9 protein-coding genes are annotated in these 16,270 nt (G+C 64.1%); 3 read left to right on the top strand and 6 right to left on the bottom strand.

Annotated elements, in window-relative coordinates:
- Window positions 1-16 precede the first annotated feature (16 nt).
- Entirely contained in the window at window positions 17-718 is a 702-nt protein-coding gene (locus tag JAO73_RS06870; protein WP_198976353.1) for a methyltransferase domain-containing protein, read from the top strand.
- Between the two features lie 20 nt (window positions 719-738).
- On the opposite strand, the gene JAO73_RS06865 is transcribed toward JAO73_RS06870, so the two are convergent.
- A complete protein-coding gene (locus JAO73_RS06865; RefSeq protein WP_198976435.1) occupies window positions 739-1,644 on the bottom strand; it encodes a histone deacetylase family protein in 906 nt (301 codons plus the stop codon).
- 244 nt (window positions 1,645-1,888) lie between these two features.
- On the opposite strand from JAO73_RS06865, the gene JAO73_RS06860 reads away from it, so the two are divergent.
- Window positions 1,889-3,121: an NADP-dependent isocitrate dehydrogenase gene (locus JAO73_RS06860; protein ID WP_198976352.1), complete on the top strand. Its 1,233-nt coding sequence runs from the start codon at window positions 1,889-1,891 to the stop codon at window positions 3,119-3,121.
- Between the two features lie 147 nt (window positions 3,122-3,268).
- Here the strand turns inward: JAO73_RS06860 and JAO73_RS06855 are convergent, their stop codons facing one another.
- From JAO73_RS06855 to JAO73_RS06835, 5 genes are all read right to left on the bottom strand, one after another.
- Complete coding sequence (locus JAO73_RS06855; RefSeq protein ID WP_198976351.1) at window positions 3,269-5,296, bottom strand: polysaccharide lyase family 8 super-sandwich domain-containing protein; 2,028 nt, start codon at window positions 5,294-5,296, stop codon at window positions 3,269-3,271.
- An 87-nt stretch (window positions 5,297-5,383) separates the two neighbouring features.
- Complete coding sequence (gene kduI, locus JAO73_RS06850; RefSeq protein ID WP_198976350.1) at window positions 5,384-6,214, bottom strand: 5-dehydro-4-deoxy-D-glucuronate isomerase; 831 nt, start codon at window positions 6,212-6,214, stop codon at window positions 5,384-5,386.
- Window positions 6,215-6,301: 87 nt separating this feature from the next.
- Entirely contained in the window at window positions 6,302-7,066 is a 765-nt protein-coding gene (locus JAO73_RS06845) for an SDR family NAD(P)-dependent oxidoreductase (protein WP_198976349.1), read from the bottom strand.
- A gap of 64 nt (window positions 7,067-7,130) precedes the next feature.
- Window positions 7,131-9,410 carry a glycoside hydrolase family 3 C-terminal domain-containing protein gene (locus JAO73_RS06840; RefSeq protein ID WP_198976348.1) on the bottom strand — a complete coding sequence of 760 codons (2,280 nt, stop codon included), beginning with the start codon at window positions 9,408-9,410 and terminating at the stop codon, window positions 7,131-7,133.
- Between the two features lie 37 nt (window positions 9,411-9,447).
- Window positions 9,448-10,692 carry a BT3233 family polysaccharide utilization protein gene (locus tag JAO73_RS06835; protein ID WP_198976347.1) on the bottom strand — a complete coding sequence of 415 codons (1,245 nt, stop codon included), beginning with the start codon at window positions 10,690-10,692 and terminating at the stop codon, window positions 9,448-9,450.
- 751 nt (window positions 10,693-11,443) lie between these two features.
- Here JAO73_RS06835 and JAO73_RS06830 point away from each other — a divergent pair.
- Window positions 11,444-16,165, top strand: coding sequence for a DUF8693 domain-containing protein (locus JAO73_RS06830; RefSeq protein ID WP_198976346.1), 4,722 nt, complete (start codon window positions 11,444-11,446; stop codon window positions 16,163-16,165).
- Window positions 16,166-16,270 lie beyond the last annotated feature (105 nt).

Here is a 16,270-nt window from a genome sequence, read left to right as displayed (position 1 = left end):
TCCCTGCTCTTTGAAGATGTTTGCAGAACGCGCTTCCGGCCCGGAGCTGATGGACGACCTGACGCTGGCCACCGACGCCCTGCGCCAGAACCTCGACGAGCTCGAAACCATCAACACTTGGCTGGGCGGCTACGCGCCGGTGCTGAACGCGCTGCATCGCCTGCGGCCCCGCTTCCCTCACGGGCGCCCCCTGCGCGTGGCCGACCTGGGCAGCGGCGGCGGCGACACCCTGCGGCAAGTGGCCCGCTGGGCCCGCAAAAAGGGGTTTCCGGTCGAGCTGGTGGGCATTGATGCCAATGAGTTTATGCTGGACTACGCGGCTGCCAAAAGCCGGAACTATCCCGAAATCAGCTACCGCCAGTTCGATATTTTCTCGCCCGAATTCCAGGCGCAGGACTTCGATGTGCTTACGTGCAGCCTGTTTTGCCACCATTTCAGCAACGAGGAGCTGGTAACGCTGCTGCGGCAATGGCAGCAGCAAGCGGCCGTGGCAGTGGTTATCAACGACCTGCACCGGCACTGGCTGGCCTACCACAGCATTAAGTGGCTCACGCGGCTACTGGGCGGCTCGTATTTGGTGCGGCACGATGCGCCGCTGTCGGTGGCCCGCGCGTTCCGGCGCGCCGATTGGGTCGCGCTGCTGCAGCGCGCCGGCATCACGCGCTATGAGTTGCGCTGGCGCTGGGCTTTCCGCTGGCAGCTGGTGCTATTGAAATAGGCAGGCAGCGCGGACGGCTGTCAGCCCCACAACCCGGCCGCCACGCGAAACGTGTTGGCGTGGGCTTCCACGATGTCGATGATGCGCTCGGAATAGCCGCCGCCCATGCACGTCACCACGGGCAAGCGGTGGCGATGGCAGAGGCCGAGCACGAATTCGTCGCGCTGGCGGCAGCCGTCGCGGCTGAGGGCGAGGTGGCCCAGCTTGTCGGTGGCCAGCACGTCGACGCCGGCGAGGTAGAACACAAAATCGGGCTGCACGTCGTCGAGGAGGCGCGGCAGCGTGTCGGCCAGCAGCCGGAGGTAAGTGACGTCGTCGGTGCCGTCGGGCAGGGGCAGGTCGAGGTCGGAGGCTTCCTTACGGGCGGGGTAGTTGCGGGCGCCGTGCATGGAGAACGTGAACACCCGCGGCTCGTGCTGAAAAATGGCGGCCGTGCCATTGCCCTGGTGCACGTCGAGGTCGACGATGAGGACCTTCTGCACCGCGGGCACGTGGGCCAGCAGCCAGGCCGCGGCCGCGGCCTGGTCGTTGAGCAGGCAAAAGCCCTCGCCCCGCGCCCGGAAAGCGTGGTGCGTGCCGCCCGCAATGTTGAACGCCACGCCCGTTTGCAGGGCCCGGCGGGCGCCCTCGATGGTGCCGCCCAGGATGGTGACTTCGCGCTCAAACAGCGCCGCCGACCACGGAAAGCCGGTGGCTCGTTCCTCCTGCCGCGTGAGTTGGCCCCGGCGCAGGCGCTGGTAATAGTCGGCGTCGTGCACCCGCAGCACGTCGGCATCGGGCGGCGGCTGGGGCGTGAAAAAGTCGGCCTCGGTGGCCGTTCCTTCGCGCAGGAGCTGCTCGGGCAGCAGCTCGTACTTCAGCATGGGAAAGCGGTGGCCGCTGGGCAGCGGGTGGGCGTAGATGGACGCGAAGGCAATGGGCAGCAACATGCGGCAACAAAGTAAGCACCGCATTGGCCCGGTGCCGGGCCGCCTCGTTCTACACAAACCATTGTGTGATTTCGGGGCAAACAGGCAGCAAGAGCCTACGGGCGCTGCTACCTTTGGGTGCTGTCGCGTCGCGCCTAAAGCCGTTGCCTTCCCCTGAAGCCCCTTTCCGGGCCAGGTGGGCGGCCCCGGCGCAGCGGCGCGGCAACAGACCACCAATTCTTCTCAACCACCTCCCAAGTTCATGACCAAAATCAAAGTAGCCAACCCCGTAGTGGAGCTCGATGGCGACGAAATGACGCGCATCATCTGGAAATTCATCAAGGACAAGCTGATTACGCCCTACCTCGACCTCGACATCAAGTACTACGACCTGGGCATTGAGTACCGCGACGAAACCAACGACCAGGTGACCATCGACGCGGCCAACGCCATCAAGCAGTACGGCGTGGGCATCAAGTGCGCCACCATCACCCCCGACGAGGAGCGCGTGAAGGAGTTCAGCCTGAAGCAGATGTGGAAGTCGCCGAACGGCACCATCCGCAACATTCTGGACGGCACGGTGTTCCGTGAGCCCATCGTGATGCAGAACGTGCCCCGCCTGGTGCCCAACTGGACGGCTCCGATTTGCATCGGCCGCCACGCCTTCGGCGACCAGTACCGCGCCACCGATTTCGTGACCAAGGGCAAGGGCAAGCTCACCATCACCTTCCAGCCCGAAGACGGCGGCGAGGCGCAGTCGTTTGAGGTGTTCAACTTCAAGTCCGACGGCGTGGCCTTGGCCATGTACAACACCGACGAAAGCATCCGTGGCTTTGCCCACGCCTGCTTCAACCAGGCGCTGATGAAGGGCTGGCCGCTGTATTTGAGCACCAAAAACACCATCCTGAAGAAGTACGACGGCCGCTTCAAGGACATCTTCCAGGAGATTTACGAGCAGGACTACCTGGCCAAGTTCCAGGCTGCCGGCATCACCTACGAGCACCGCCTGATTGACGACATGGTGGCCTCGGCGCTGAAGTGGAACGGCAACTTCGTGTGGGCCTGCAAAAACTACGACGGCGACGTGCAGTCCGACACCGTGGCCCAGGGCTTCGGCTCGCTCGGCCTGATGACCAGCACGCTGGTGACGCCCGACGGCAACACCATGGAGGCCGAAGCTGCCCACGGCACCGTGACGCGCCACTACCGCGACCACCAGAAGGGCAAGCCCACCAGCACCAACCCCATTGCCAGCATCTTCGCCTGGACGCGCGGCCTGGAGTTCCGCGGCAAGCTCGACGGCAACCAGGAGCTGGTGAACTTCTGCCACGCCCTGGAGCAAGTGTGCATCGAAACCGTAGAAAGCGGCAAGATGACCAAGGACCTGGCCGTCTGCATCCACGGCAACAAAGTGGAACACGGCCGCGACTACCTCTACACCGAGGAATTTCTGGAAGCGCTGGACACCAACCTGAAAAAGAAACTGGGCGCGTAATTCGCCAGGTTTCAAACCACTTGCAAAAAGCCCGCCTGGTGACCAGGCGGGCTTTTTGCTTTTTTCTTAACACTCCACTCGCTGCGGGAGCAGTTGCGTGACGGGCATCAACCGTGAGCCCTCTAAAACCAATGGGTTTCAGCTAGCTCAAAAGCTAGCTTTGATGGTGCTACCCGCCAGGTCGCCCTGGGGCAGCGCGATGGTCCGGCAGGTGCCGTTAATGCACAGCCGGACGCTTTGCAAGGTGCGGGTGGGGTCGGAAACCCACACTTCAGACCGCGCAGTGGTGCGCTTATACACCAGCAGGCACGGACTGCCGGCCTCCATGCTGGTGGTGGCATTCACGCGTAGCTTCCCGGGCTGGTAAAAGGCGGCCATCACCCGGTCGGGGGCGTTGATGGCTTGCACGGCGCGGGTGTTGGCCAGCACCTGCACCGGAAAACGGCGGGCCGCGTCACGAGCTTGTGCCTGGCCCAGGCCGGTTTGCACGGCGTAGGCGTACTCCGAGGCCTGGCGGTGGGGCAGCAGGATGGTGCAGGTCTTGCGCACATCGGCCGCGCCGGCCGGCGGCGAGGCTACGTCGACGGCCGGCCAGTTGCTTTTTTGGGTGCGCACCAGCGTTTTGGGCTGGCTGCCGGGGGCCAGGAAGAAATAGGCTATGCTGTCGTGCCAAAGCCAGCGCAGGCTGAGTGGGGTTGCCTCCGTGCTTATCAGCGGGGCTTTGTAATAGGTTTGATTGACCGTTGTCACCACGCTTTTGGCGTTTTTAGCTTCAATGCCTGCCCCCAGGGCCACGAGCGTATTGCCGACCAGGAAATAGCTTTTGCGGGCCTGGAGGCCGAGCCGGTCGTAGGCCATGGTGCTCAGGCCCGCGGCGCCGTCCGACACCTGGCCCACAAAGGCCGCTTCGTTGTTGGATTTCAGCACTTGGGCGTCGCCCGGCGCCAGGGTGGTATCGGTGGTGGTGCCAGGCAGCAGGGCCCAGTTCCAGTACGCTTCGATGTCGTGGTACTCCCGGCCCGTGCGCTGCACCAGGCTCACGCCGTCGTTCAAATAGGCCCCGAGCAGGTTTTCCCCGTTGATGGATTCGATTTTTTTCACGAAAGGGCCGTGCGTTTTCACGCTCGTGAAATACTGCCCCCGGGCCATCTGCACCAGGTAGCCGCTGCGCCAAAAGTTCTGGTTGCCCCGCAGCTCGCAGGCGGCGTCGGCCGGACTGGCGAAGCCATCGAGAAAATACCGGCAGGCCTGAGCCGGATTGAGGGCGCGCACCAGCCGCAAGTCATCGTAGAGCACCTGCCCCCGCTTGGTGTCGGCGCCGGCTCGCAATTGGCGGCCGCGGGTCGTCATGTCCATTTTGCCCCGAAACACCGTCCAGCGCAAGCCGTTGGCGCAATAGTCGAACAGCACGCGCTGCTTTTCCGGCGCGAAGGCGTAGCTCGTGCCCTCCGTCACGGCCAGCCAAAACAGCAGGCTGTTCACGAAGTGCAGGCCATAATTGCCAAACTGCAGCATGGCGCCGTGCTGCTGAAACGAGTAGTCTGGCTGAATGCCTTCGCCCGTGCTGACCACAATGACCGAGGCCATGTTGTTCAACGCCTGGGCCAGCCCGACGGCATCGTTGTGGAGCAGTGCCACGCGGGCCTCGATGTCGTGCTGCCAGATTTTGTTTTGCCCCGTGGGGTTCTTCTGCGCAATGCGCGGGCGTAGCACGTCGTCGAGAAACGCCCGCTCGGGGGCCGTGGCCTCGGGGCCCAGCATCAGTAGCAGGCTGGCGTAGGCGAAGGGCGTATTGATTTGGTTTTGCCACCAGTTCGGGCAGCGAAAATCGTGGCTGGTCCAATAGGCCAGCCCGCGGTGCAGCGCGGCTATGTACTGCGGGTCGTGGTTGCGGTGGTACCGCCGGGCCACCAGCAGCAGGCGGTAGAGGTGCCAGGAGGGCGGCCAGGCATTGCTCAGCGTGGAGTGGTAGTCGATGTCGGGCCAGGCGCCCGCCGGCGTCAGGGAGGCGTAGTAGCCCGCGCCGTCCTGCGCGTAGCTGATGTCGCCGCTTAGCTGGTAGCTCCGCTCGCTGGCATAAGCGGTATCAGAAAGCAAGAGCCGCACGCAGCGGGTGCGCGCCGTTTCCACGTCTCGCAACTGCGCGGCCGGCTGCTGTGCCCAAACGCTGGTCATCGCGCCGCAGATAACTAAACCGATAAGTATGAGGGCAGCTTTCATTTTCTTTGCCGTTGACGCCAACAGGTATTTGAACAGTTACAGTTAGCGCAGCGCGTCGAGGGGCACGGCGTCCATGTCGGTGTATTCGCGGTTTTCGCCGGCCATGCCCCAGACGAAGGCGTAGTGGCTCGAGCCGCAGCCGGTGTGGATGGACCACGGCGGCGAGAGGATGGCCTGCTCGGTGCTCACCCACAGCGGGCGGGTTTCGGTGGGCTCGCCCAGCAGGTGCAGCACGCGCTGGCCTTGGGGCAGGTTGAAGTAGAGGTAGGCCTCCATCCGGCGGTCGTGGGTGTGGCTCGGCATCGTGTTCCACACCGAACCCACCTTGAGTTGCGTGAGGCCCATCACCAGCTGGCAGCTTTGGATGCCTTCCTGGTAGATGTATTTGTAGATGGTGCGCTCGTTGGCCGTTTCCCGGGCGCCCATTTCCACGGGCGTGGCCTCGGCCTGGGTGCGCCGCGCGGTGGGGTGCGCCGCGTGGGCCGGGGCCGAGAGCAGGTAAAACTTGGCCGGCTCGGCCGCGTCCGCGCTGGCAAACGCCACTTCTTTCGCGCCCAGGCCCACGTAGAGGCAGTCCTGGTGGCCCAGCTCGTACACCGTGCCGTCCACCGTGATGGTGCCGGCGCCGCCCACGTTCAGGGCGCCCAGCTCGCGGCGCTCCAAGAAGAAGTTGGCCTTGAGCGACTCGGGGCAGGGCAGCGTGAGCGCCGCGCCGGTGGGCTGGGCCCCGCCCACTATCAGGCGGTCGTAGTGCGTGTAGGTCAGCTCGATGGCGCCGGCCGTGAAGATGTTCTCAATCAGAAAGTGCTCGCGCAGGCCGCTCGTGTTCAGGGCAGCGGTTTCGCGGGGGCCGATGGCAAAGCGTTGGGTCATATTTCAGTGAGCAGTGAGCCGTGAGTAGTGAACAGTTTTTCAGAAGACAATCAAGCAAAATTGTTCACTGATAACTGTTCACTGATGTTACCGCCCCATCCAGCCGCCGTCGACGGTGAGGATGGTGCCGTGCACGTAGTCCGAAGCGGCCGAGGCCAGAAATACCGTTGGTCCTTTGAAGTCGGCGGCCTCGGCCCAGCGGCCGGCTGGGATGCGGGCGAGGATGGCGGCGCTGCGCTCCTCGTCCCGGCGCAGGGCGGCGGTGTTGTCGGTGGCCACGTAGCCCGGCGCAATGGCGTTCACGTTCACCCCACGGCCCGCCCACTCGTTGGCCAGGGCCTTCACCAAGGAGCCGATGGCGCCCTTACTGGCCGCGTAGCTCGGCACGTTGATGCCGCCCTGAAAGGTGAGCAGCGAGGCCGTGAAGACGATTTTGCCCGAGCCGTTTTGCAGCATCTGGCCGCCGATGGCGCGGGCCAGGCGGAAGGGCGCGTCGAGGTTGATGCTCAGCACGGCGTCCCAGTCCTCGTCGGAGTGCTCGGCGGCCGGCGCGCGGCGGATGATGCCGGCATTATTAACCAGGATGTCAATGACCGGAAAGTCCTGCTGCACCCGGCTAAGGAAGCTATTCACCTGCGCACGCTGGCCAAAATCGGCTTGGTAGCTGTGGAACCGGCGGCTCAGCAACCGCACCAGTCGGCCGGTTTCGCCGCCGTCTGGCTCCGCCGTGGCCGATACGCCGATGATGTCGGCCCCGGCTTCGGCCAGCCCCAGCGCCATGGCTTGGCCGATGCCGCGGGTGCAGCCCGTTACCAGCGCCGTTTTACCCGTTAAATCAAAAAGAGAAGCCATTGAAGCTCGTTATACAGAGGAACATAAAATGAGGCAGCAGCAAGCCAGCGAGTGAAGCATGCTTTTAGAGCGTCGCGCTGCCTTTCAGGCGGATGTCGCGCGAGGAGCTGCCCACCAGCACGTCGAATTTGCCAGACTCCAACACCCACTGCTTCTTCGCTTCGCTGTAGAACTGAAAGGCTTCGGCGTTCAGGGGCACGGTTACGGTTTGGGCCTGGCCGGGCTGCAGGAATACCTTTTTGAAGCCTTTGAGCTCTTTTTCGGGCCGCTTCACCGAGGCTTGCTCGTCGTGCACGTACACCTGCACCACTTCGGCGCCGGCCGTCTTGCCGGTATTGGTAACCGTCAGTTTCACGCTGGCGCTTTTGGCGCCGGGCGTCACGGTCAGGTTGCTGTATTTGAAGGTGGTGTAGCTCAGGCCGTGGCCGAAGGCAAACTGAGGCGCCACCTTGTAGGTATCGTAGTAGCGGTAGCCCACCCAGATATCGTCCTTGTAGGTTTGCTTGAGCGGGTCGCCGGGCGTGCTGGGGTACTCCCCCAGCTTGTGCGCCGGTGCGTCTTCCAGCTTCACCGGAAACGTGAAGGGCAGCTTGCCCGAGGGATTCACGTCGCCGAACAGGATGTGGGCCAGCGCGTTGCCGCCTTCCATGCCGGGGTACCAGGCTTCCACCAGCGCATTGGCCTGGCCCACCCAGGGCGCCACTTCGATGGGCCCGCCGCCCAGCAGCACCACCACGGTGTTGGGGTTGGCGGCCAGCACGGCCTTCACCAGCTCATCCTGGCCGAAGGGCATTTTCAGGTCGGGCTTGTCGATGCCTTCGGCATCGTAGGCGTTTTCGCTCCATTTACTGTAGTCGTACCCGTGGAAGGCCCCGCCTACATAAACTACCGCGTCAGCGGCTTTGGCGGCGGCCACGGCCTCGGCCATCAAGGTCGGGTCGGCCTGTTGGCCTCTGGCAACTTTGTAGCCGGGAGCATAGGTGACGGTGACCTTATCGCCCAATTCGTTCTTGATGCCCTGCAAGGGCGTGATTTCGTACTTGGCCTGCAGCTGTGCGCTGCCGCCGCCGCCCGCGTTTTCGCGCGTGGCATTGGCCCCGATGACGGCCACGGTTTTCACCGTTTTCTTCAGCGGCAGCAGGCCGTTGTTTTTGAGCAGCACCATGCCTTCCTCGGCCACTTTGAGGGCGGTGGCCTGGTGCGCGGCGGTGTTGTGCGAGCCCGGCTGCCGCTTTTTGCCGTCCAGCATGTTGGTGGCGTACATCACCCGCAGAATGCGGCGCACTTTGTCGTCGAGCAGGGGCTCCAGCTTGGGGTCCTGCTTGATGGCTTCCAAAGCTGCGTCGGCCAGGTAGAAACGGTCGTAGATGTTTTTGGTCGCGGCCGGGGTGGCCGCGCCGGTGCTGGCGGTGGCGCTTTGGTCCACGCTGTTGCGCTTCAGCACCAGGTCGGTGCCCATTTCCAGGTCGGTGCCGTTGCGCAGGGCGTCCATCGTGTTGTGGTTGGAGCCCCAGTCGCTCATCACCAAGCCTTTGAAGCCCCATTCGCCTTTCAGAATGTCGTTCATCAGGTAGGCGTTTTCGGTGGCGAACTGGCCCCGAAACTTGTTGTACGAGCCCATCAGGGCGTGCGCGCCGCCTTGTTGCACGGCCGCCTGGAAACCGGGCAGGTAGATTTCCCGCAGCGCCCGCTCGCTCATGTTCACGTCGATTTTGTTGCGCTGCCATTCCTGGTTGTTGGCCGCGTAGTGCTTCACGCAGGCCGACACGCCCTGGTCCTGCACCCCGCGGATGTAACCCGCCGCCATCTGCCCCACCAGGTAGGGGTCTTCGCTGAGGTACTCGAAATTGCGCCCGTTGAGCGGGGCCCGGATGATGTTGATGCCGGGGCCCAGAATAATGTCTTTGCCCCGGAAATTGGCTTCCTGGCCCAGCACGGTGCCGTAGGCGTAGCCCAGCTCGGGGTTCCAGGTGGCGGCCAGGGTGTTGTTGGTGGGCAGGTAGGTGCCGGCGTTGTTGGGGTCTTTCACGGCTTTCCAGTCGCGGCCCTGCTCGGGGCGCACGCCGTGGGGGCCGTCGGAAGTCATCAGTTCGGGAATGTTGAGCCGCGAAATGCCGCCGGCGGCAAACGCCGAATTGGCGTGCACCATCTTGATTTTTTCTTCCAGCGTGAGCTGTTTCAGCAGCGCATTCACGGCCGCCTCGTTGGCCATGAGGGCGGCCTGCCGGTTCGGCGGGCCGGCGGCGCGTTTGGGCTTGGCGGGAGGTGAAGCCAGATTGAAGGCGGTGGCGGCGCAGAGGGCCGTGCCGGCTACTGCCACCAAGCGTAGAGAAGCGAAATTCATAGAGTGAATGAGCAAAAAGGTTGTATGACGTCGTTTTCTACCGGGTTTTCGCCCAGCTTATTTCTACCGGAGAAGCCAGGCGCTGAGCAAACTGAGCCAGGTAGGCATCCCATTCCTGCGCGGTGCGAAACTGGCCACTCTTCGTCCAGCCAAAGCCGGCGTAGAACGCGAAAGGCCCGGCGGCCGGACGCATGAACACCAGGAGGTTGCTCTGGTCGGGCTGCTCCACGCGGTGGTCGCGCACTTCCGTCACAGCGCGCGGGTCGAGCACCAGGCCGGTACCGATTTCGGCGTCATCAACGGGCTCCCAGTAGCGGAACCAGCCGGCTTTTAGGTCGGTCTGCACCGCCCCCTTTTTCTCGTGCAGGGTGATGCCGACTACGAAATTGGGCAGCGCCTGCGGGCTGCTGCAGTAGTCTTCGTAGCGGGTCAGGTTGCTGCCCAGGTCCAGCGAAATGCGCTTGCGCTCGGTGATGGTGCGGCCGTTGGCCTGCCAGGGCGCATAGGTAAGCTCAAACACGGTGCGGATGGGGCCGATGGCCAGCGTTTTGTAGCTGATAAAGTTTTGGGAAACCCACAGCCGGCCCTCGTCCCAGATGCCGGTGCCGCCGCAGCCGCGGCTGTCGCCCACGTGGTAGGGGTCGTAGCCCTCGCCGCGGTCGTGGTGGTAGTAGCTCGGGTCGGTTTGGTAGCTGGCGTACCACTTGTCGATGACCGAGTAAGGCACCCGCTTCAGCCAGCAGTCCATGCCGCTGGTGAGGGTGCCGTCTTTGCGGCCCGCCTCGGTGAGCTGCTGCGCCACGGGGCCGTAGGTGCGGAAAGCCACCCGCTCATTCTCCCAAGCGTAATCATCAATGCGCTCGGGCACGAAGCGGGAGAAGGTCGCATAGGGGCTTTTCGGGCGCTGGGCGGCTCCGTTGGGTGCGCCCGCCACGGTGAATTTCCGGGTTTCATTGGCGGCCAGCGCGGTCTGGAACAGCAGCTCATCGGCTTGGCCGTCGGCGTTGTTGTCGAGTGCCTGGCTCACCAGCACCGTGCCGGCCGCATTGCGCACCAGCAGGTTGTCGGCACCGTAGGCCTTGATGAGTCCTGATAGCCGGGCCGCTGGCAAGCTCACCGTTTCGGTGGGCCGGGCCACCGCCAGCCGGTTGCGCACGCTGAAAGCCAGCGCGGCCGGGGGCTTGGGCGCGGTGCTGCTGCCTCCCACCGGGTGCAGCGCCAGCGGGGACAAGAGCAGCGCACCCCCTATTGCGCTGGTAAAATGCAGCCAGGGACAGGCCATTGCTAAAGAAGGGCTTAAAAGTGACGTGGCAAAAAGGCGACGCTCCGACTGCGGCAGCAGTCGTGCGTTTTCGTGGATATATCGTAGCGGGCTGGCCGCGCAACTCCTTCATTTCCGCATCCTGGGCGGGTCAATTAGCCGAAGCCGTGAGGTGAGCAGCCCTGCAGAACGAAGGGCTGGCGGCCTGGGCTGGTGCAAGTACATGAGCCCGTTCGCAGGCCCGCGGCAGAAGCCGATGTTGCGATTGCGGCGGAAATATACACGCCGTTTTCAGCTGTCAACTTTTCGGCTTTTCGCTTTTTTCCGGCTTCGCTGCACCAAGGGCGGTGCTGGTTGGGCTGACTGCGCTTTTCACTAAAAGGATTGTGACAGTCCCGTACTAAAAATGAAACAACAGCTGATTACAATTTCATTTTTGACTTAACAAAACACTGAACAACAATACTTTGAACAATATTCACAAAATGAACCACGATGGTTCTAAATGAGAAAGTGGTAGTGTCGGCTTCCGCAGACATTTGTAGAGTCCCTCAGCCATTAGCCGCTCCGGACGGGCCACTGCCTCTAAGTTGCCCAAGCCAGCGGCCCTTGCCAGCGCCAGCAGCCTCATGGCCCTAACCCGGCACACCAGTCACGCGGCGGAGGTAGTTGGTCGAAGCGCCATGGTCCTTGTTAGGCTCAACTCCGCCTGCCCCGCTTGGCCGCGTTTCCGCCGCTTGTCACTTCTGAACCAACCCCAAAATTCCCACGCATGAAAAGACTACTATCCCTGCTGTTGCTGAGCTGGCTCGCCATCGGGGCCGGCCACGGCCAGGCCATCTCGCCCTACCTCGCGGGCCAAAACGCCTGGCTGCCCACCGCCCTGGGCACCACGAACTACGGCGGCCTGCTCGACCGGCTGTGGCCGGTGGTGAAGCAGTCGAAGGTGAAGATGATTCGCATCGGCGGCAACGGCGCCAACACCAATCTGATAACCAACGCCCAGTACATCGCCCTGATTGATTCCATTCGCCGCATCGGGGCCGAGCCCATGGTGCAGGTGTCGGAAGGCCGGGGCCGCTTCACGGCCACGCAGGCGGCGCAGGTGGTGAACCATGTGAACATCACCATGGGCCGCAACGTGAAGTACTGGATTATCGGCAACGAGCCCGATTTGGCGGCCCAACCCAACGTGGTGCCGGTGGCAGGCGTGGAAGCCTACATCAAAGGCTTCGCCTCGGCCATGAAGGCCGTGGACCCCAGCATCCTGATTGTGGGGCCCGAAAACGCCGGCTACAACGCCTACTACCCCGCCCTGCTGGGGGGAGCCAACGACGTGACCGGCACCGACGCCAACGGCCGCTACTACATCGACATCATTTCCTTCCACACTTACCCGTTCTCGGGCAACCAGACGCGGGCCCAGGTGGTGGCCGCCGGCCAGAACGTGGCCAACACCGTGACCAACCTGCTGGGCCTGATGGCCGCGGCCAACACCAAAAACAACCGCACCGGCGCCAACGCCCTGCGCTGGGCCCTCACCGAATTCAACCTCGACTACGCCAACCCCGCCGTGAACACGGTGGAGGGCCTGGGTGCTCACTCCTTCATCAACGGCCAGTTTTGGGCCGAGGTGTTTGGCGTGGGCATGAAGTACGAGGCCGTATCGATGCAGCCCTGGTGCATTCACGAGAGCAACGGCTCGCGCATCGTGAGCGACAAGGGCTACCTCGACGGCGCCACGGTGGCCACCATCAAGCCCCGCTCCTGCTACTGGCACGAGATGCTGATTTCGGAAAACATGCACGGCACCAACCTCAACGCGACTGATAATCAGAGCCTGGTGAAGGAAGTCTGCAGCCAGGACAACGGCACCACCGCGGTGATGGTCCTGAACGAAAGCGACGTGACAGACTACGACTTCACGGTGCAGCTGAACACGGCCGCGGTGCCAGGCACGAATGCCCTCAAAATCAACGTGCCGGCCGGCATCAATGCGGCCTACAACGACCGGATTCCAGCGCAGTCGACGCTGGTGCTGCTGTTTGACGCGCAGGGCGCGCTCACGCGCAAGATTGTGTACTCGCTGCAGCACGCGCAGGGCGCCCTGCCTCCCACCTACCTACTGCCCGGCCAGACGCTGACGCTGGCGGATTTTTCGGCCGATAAAACCGTCACCTGCCTAGCCCCCGATGCGGTGACGTACACGGGCGCGGTGGTGGGCAGCTACACCTCGCTCACCTGGACTTTTGGAGCGGGCGCCACGCCGGCCACGGCCAGCGGCCGCGGGCCCTTCGCCGTGACCTACACCACGGCCGGCGCTAAAAACGTGACCATGACGCTGGTGAACCCTGACACAACCATCGTGGTGAGCAAGCCGGCCTACGTGCAGGTAAACCCCTGCCAGCGCACGCCTTACAACGGCACGCCAGCCCTGATTCCGGGCGTGGTGAAGTCCATCGAATACGATTTCGGCGGCGAGGGCGTGGCCTACCACGACAACGAAATGGAAAACCGCGGCGCCACCGCCGACCCCACTGCCCCCCGGCCCAACGAGGGCGTGGATACCCAGAACGGCGACGCCGGCTACGGCAACATCGGCTACTCGGCCGCCGGCGAATGGCTGAAATACACCGTCAACATCCAGACCAGTGGCTACTACAGCATCGCGTTTCGCGTGTCGACGCCGGCTACATCGACGGGCTCGCTGCGGCTGAGTGTGAACGACGTGGACAAAACCGGCGTGGTAGTCATTCCCGCCACGGGCAGCTACAACACCTACCAGAGCGTGGTCGTCAACAACGTGTACCTGGATGCTTCGCCGAACGCGACGCTGAAGTTTGACTTGGTCGCGAGCAGCTTCAACATCTCCAAAATCACGTTTACGGCCATGCCCCCGCCGCCCATTGTGGTGAACCGCGTGTACAACGGTTCGAATGACGCGCTGGGCACCAACGACGCCGTGGAGCTGCTGGTGGTGCAGGACCACCTCGACATGCGCGGCATGATTGTCAAGGATTTCGACGCCAGCAGCACCACCGACGCGGGCGGCAAGTATACGTTCAACAACACGCCGTTTTGGGCCGATATGCGCAGCGGCACCACCGTGGTGCTGCGCCAGCTGGCCGGCCCTGCCGGCTACGTGCCCGACTACGACGCCTCCGATTTTACCGTGGACATGCTGCTCGGCAACAGCACTTACCTGACCAGCACCTCCACCAACTTCAACGTCACGCAATACGAAATGGTGATGATTAAGGAGGCCGGTTCGAGCCCGGCGGGCGTGGCCGGGGCCATTCACACGTTTGCGACGCGTCTGGGGCTGGCCGGCTCGGCGGCGGCGGGCACTTCGCCGCTGTACCTGTCGGTGCCCGGCAACAAGATGACCTCGCCCGATGCCGAAGCCGGCGGCGCGCCCAGCTCGTTTCATTACCCCCTGAACCCCACCCAAACCATTTCCGACTACAACGGCGCCGGCAAAGCCGCTATTTCCCAAAGCACTGCCCCGAACTGGGGCTACGGTTTCGGCACGCCCAACATCACCTACATTCAGTCCTTGCGCCGCGCCGTGACGGGCCCCGACCTGGTGGTGACCAACGGCCAGCGCATGCCCGCCGGCGGTAGCTACAACAGCATTACGGTGCAAAGCGGCGGCACCCTGCTGCCGCAGCTCACCACCACCGTGGCCAGCACGGTACGGGTGCTCACGGGCGGCAAGCTTGTTACCAACTGCGCCGTAATAGGCGGCGCGGGCAGCTTCGAGCTACAAGCCGGCGCCGAGCTGCACATCTGCGACCCGGCCGGCATTGCGGCCAGCGGCAGCACCGGCGCCATTCAGCTGGCGGGCACGCGCAGCTTCTCAACCGATGGCATCTACACCTACAACGGCACGGCGGCCCAGGTGACGGGCTCGGGCCTGCCCGCCCAGGTGCGCAGCCTCACGGTGAACAACCCCGCCGGCCTCACCTTGACCCAGGGCGTGAGCGTGGCGCAGGTAGCCCGCCTGCAAAGCGGCAACCTGAGCACCGGCGGCCAGCCGTTCACGCTACTTTCCACGGTCGATGGAACAGCGCTGGTCGACAACAGCGGGGGCGTTATCACCGGCAACGGCACCATGCAGCGAGCCATCACCAGCGCCGTGACGGGGCCGGCCTACCGCCACATGAGCTCGCCGGTGGCGGGGGCCACGTTTGGCAGCTTGGTCACCCCGGGCTTTGCGCCCACGTTTAATTCGGCCTACAACACCAGCGCCACACCGGGTTCGGTGTCGCCCTTCCCCACGGTGTTTGGCTACGATGAAAGCCGCATTGCCACGGCGGCTTCCAATTATGCGGCTTTCGATAAAGGTTGGTTTTCGCCTGCCGATGCCACCGAAACCATGCAGCCCACGCGCGGCTACACCGTGAATGCGCCCGCCACCGCCGCGCCCATCGCCTTTACCGGCACCTTCAACAACGGCGCCCAAAATTCGGGCACGCTCAGCCGGGGCACTGACGCCGACGCCGGCTGGCAGTTGCTCGGCAACCCCTACCCCAGCCCCCTGGACTGGAACACCGTCGCCCCGGCCCAACGCCCCGGCATGGACGCCGCCATGTACGTGTACCACAGCACCGGCCAATACGCGGGCACCTACCGCAGCTACGCCAACGGCGTGGGCGCCTCCCCGCTGGTTGTGGCCGGCTCGGGCTACTTCGCCCGCGTGTCGGCCCCCGGCACGCCCGGCGCCGTGAACCTGACCAACGCCAACCGCGTCACCGCCTTCGGCCCGCAGCCGGCCTTCGGCCGCGGCACCGTGGACGCCCGCCCGCTGCTGCGCCTCGCCCTGAGCGGGGCCGGCTTGCAGGACGACGCCTACGTGTACTTCGAGCAAGGCGCCACGGCCGGCGTCGATGCCGAATTTGACGCCACCAAGCTGCCCAACCCGACCGGGCTGGACCTGGCCACGCTGGCCGGCACCGCGCCGCTGGCCATCAACGCCTTGGCCCCGCTCGGCACCACCGACGCAGTAGTTCCGCTCATTTTACGCGTGCCGCAGCCCGGGATTTTCACCTTCACGGTGGCGCAGCTGAGCAATTTCAACGCGCCGGTGTATTTGCGCGATGCGCTGAGCGGAACCCAGTTGCTGCTTGCGGCGGGCAGCAGCTATCCGTTCGCGTTGGGCACCCTGACGGGCGGCAACGGGCGCTTCAGCCTCGTGTTCCGTTCGGCCACCGTCACGGCCACCCGTGCCGAGCTAACCGCCGAAGCCGTGAGGTTATACCCCAATCCGGCCCGCGCCCGCTTCACCTTATTGCTGCCCCCGCTGGCGGGCCAGCACGCGGTGCGCGCCACCCTGCTCAATGCCCTGGGCCAGACGGTGCAGGTCCGCACCATTGGCCTGAACGCCGCCGGGGCTACCGCCGAATTCTACACCTCGGGCCTAGCCGCCGGCGTGTACACCTTGCGCATGCAAGCCGATAAGCAGGTGCTGACCAAGCGCGTGCTCATCGAATAGCTGGCCGGGGCCTGCCCGATGGGCTGCTTTGCAATTTCTGGCTTCATCAACGGGCTTCAATGCCGGTTGCTTGGCCCTCCTTTCCCATTTCAATCGTAAACCAAA

It is taken from the genome of Hymenobacter miniatus, from assembly GCF_016427455.1.
GTDB lineage: Bacteria > Bacteroidota > Bacteroidia > Cytophagales > Hymenobacteraceae > Hymenobacter > Hymenobacter armeniacus.
The sequence above is the reverse complement of the archived record's forward strand: the minus strand, read 5'-3'. Positions and strand labels throughout refer to the sequence as shown.